General features: G+C 61.8%; 2 protein-coding genes. Both read left to right on the top strand.

Annotation, left to right across the window (positions count from 1 at the left end):
- Positions 1-1,192, top strand: a 1,192-nt coding sequence (locus tag AC1DWI_RS21200) for an AAA family ATPase (protein ID WP_477725680.1), incomplete at its 5' end; no start/stop codon positions are given.
- Positions 1,193-1,201: 9 nt separating this feature from the next.
- Positions 1,202-1,912: an alpha/beta hydrolase gene (locus tag AC1DWI_RS21205; protein WP_477725681.1), complete on the top strand. Its 711-nt coding sequence runs from the start codon at positions 1,202-1,204 to the stop codon at positions 1,910-1,912.
- Positions 1,913-1,924 lie beyond the last annotated feature (12 nt).

A 1,924-nucleotide genomic window follows, 5' to 3' on the forward strand; every position in this document is an offset into this window, starting at 1 on the left:
GCCCATCACCGACCCGCGCATGCGGCGCACCGGTATGACCTACGGCATCAGTTTTTATGCTGACGACATCGAGAACCACACCATCCCCGAACTGATGACCGGCGACGGTTTCTACAAGGAATGTGCCGAGTTCAAGGCCGAATACGAAGCGCACGCCAAACGCTTCATGCAATTGCAGCCGAAGTTCGGCGCGCAGTTCACCATCTCGGGCGCGGCCTGGATGTCGGACGACAGCCCCCGGCCGCAACTGGAATGCCGGCGGCTGCAGGCCGGCACCAACGCGCGCTGCGTGAACGACGAGGAGTTGCTGGAGCGGCAGTTCGACACCACGGCCGACGCGACCTTCTGGCGCAAAAGCGGCATCGCCGAGGGCTTTGAGCGGGTGCCGCTGCACTGCTACCTGCATCTCTTTCACCTGGATTGGCATCGCAATCTGTGGGTGCATGTGCAGAACGTGCGTGAGTACCGCTACAAGCCGCAGCTGCGCGACAAGCTGGTGCTGCCGCAGGCGCACCGCGACCTGATCGACATCCTCACGGCCGACCGCAACTTCCTGATGGAAGACATCGTCGAGGGCAAATCTGGCGGCACCACCATCTTGTGCAAGGGCGCACCGGGCCTGGGCAAAACGCTGACGGCCGAGGTGTACGCCGAGGTGGTGGGCAAGCCGCTGTACCGCGTGCATTCAGGCCAGCTCGGCGTGACGGCCGGCTCGGTTGAAGCCAATCTGTCGAAGATTTTGCAGCGTGCGGCCCGCTGGGATTCGGTGTTGCTGCTGGACGAGGCCGATGTCTACATCCGCCGACGCGACAACGACCTGCAGCACAACGCCATCGTGGCCGAGTTTTTGCGCACGCTCGAGTACTTCAACGGCCTGCTCTTCATGACGACCAATCGCGTGGCCGATATTGACGATGCCATTTTGTCGCGCTGCATTGCCATCATCCAGTTCGAGACGCCGACGAAAGAGAAGGCCGCGCAACTGTGGAAGTCGCTGGGGCAGCAGTTCAACGCCGAGTTGCCCGACGAGTTGGTCGCCAAGCTGACCGTGACCTACGCCGCCGCCAGCGGGCGCGATATCAAGGAGTTGCTCAAGTTGACTTCGAAGTTCTGCAAGGGCAAAAGCGAGCCGCTAAGCGAAGACGCGTTTGCGCAGTGCGCGGCTTTTCGCTGCATCGGTCAGACACCTTAAAGACTAACCATGCTGGACATGTCGCTTCTGGGTGGCGCGCTGTTGGGACGGCTTTCATTTCGCCCCGGCCCACGGCCCCATCAAAACCCCTTGCCTGCGGGCCGGTACAACCTGGGCATTGCCGAAGAGCGCGACGCCGTACTGATCGTGCCCGACGGCCTGAGGCCCGATGCGCCTGCGCCTCTGCTGGTGATGTTCCACGGCGCAGGCGGCAGCGCCGACAAGGTGCTGCCCTTCCTCATCGAGCATGTACAGCAGCGGGGGTTCTTGCTGTTGCTGCCGCAGTCGCAGTTTCCGACCTGGGACATCGTCATAGGCGGCAACGGCCCTGACCTGGAACGGTTGGACAAGGCCCTGGCGGAAGTCGCTTCAAGGTTTGCGATAGACCCGACCCATCTGGCTTTCGCCGGGTTTTCCGACGGCGGAAGTTACGCACTCTCGTCAGGCGYCACCAATGGCGACATCGCCAGCCATGTGATTGTTTTCTCAGGCGGTTTCATGTCGGTTTTCACACAAGAAGGCACGCCCCGCATCTTCATCGCGCATGGTCTGCAAGACGCGCAATTGCCGATAGAGACCAGCGCACACCCCCACGCGGAAAAGCTCAAAGCTGCGGGTTATGACGTCACCACGGTGGACTTCAATGGCCCGCACCGGATTGAGCCTCCTGTGGTGGCGCTGGCGATGGAGTTTTTTTTGGGGCCGCTGACGCCCAAATGAAAAGCCGTCGGC

This window comes from Polaromonas sp. P3_C2, assembly GCF_056402675.1.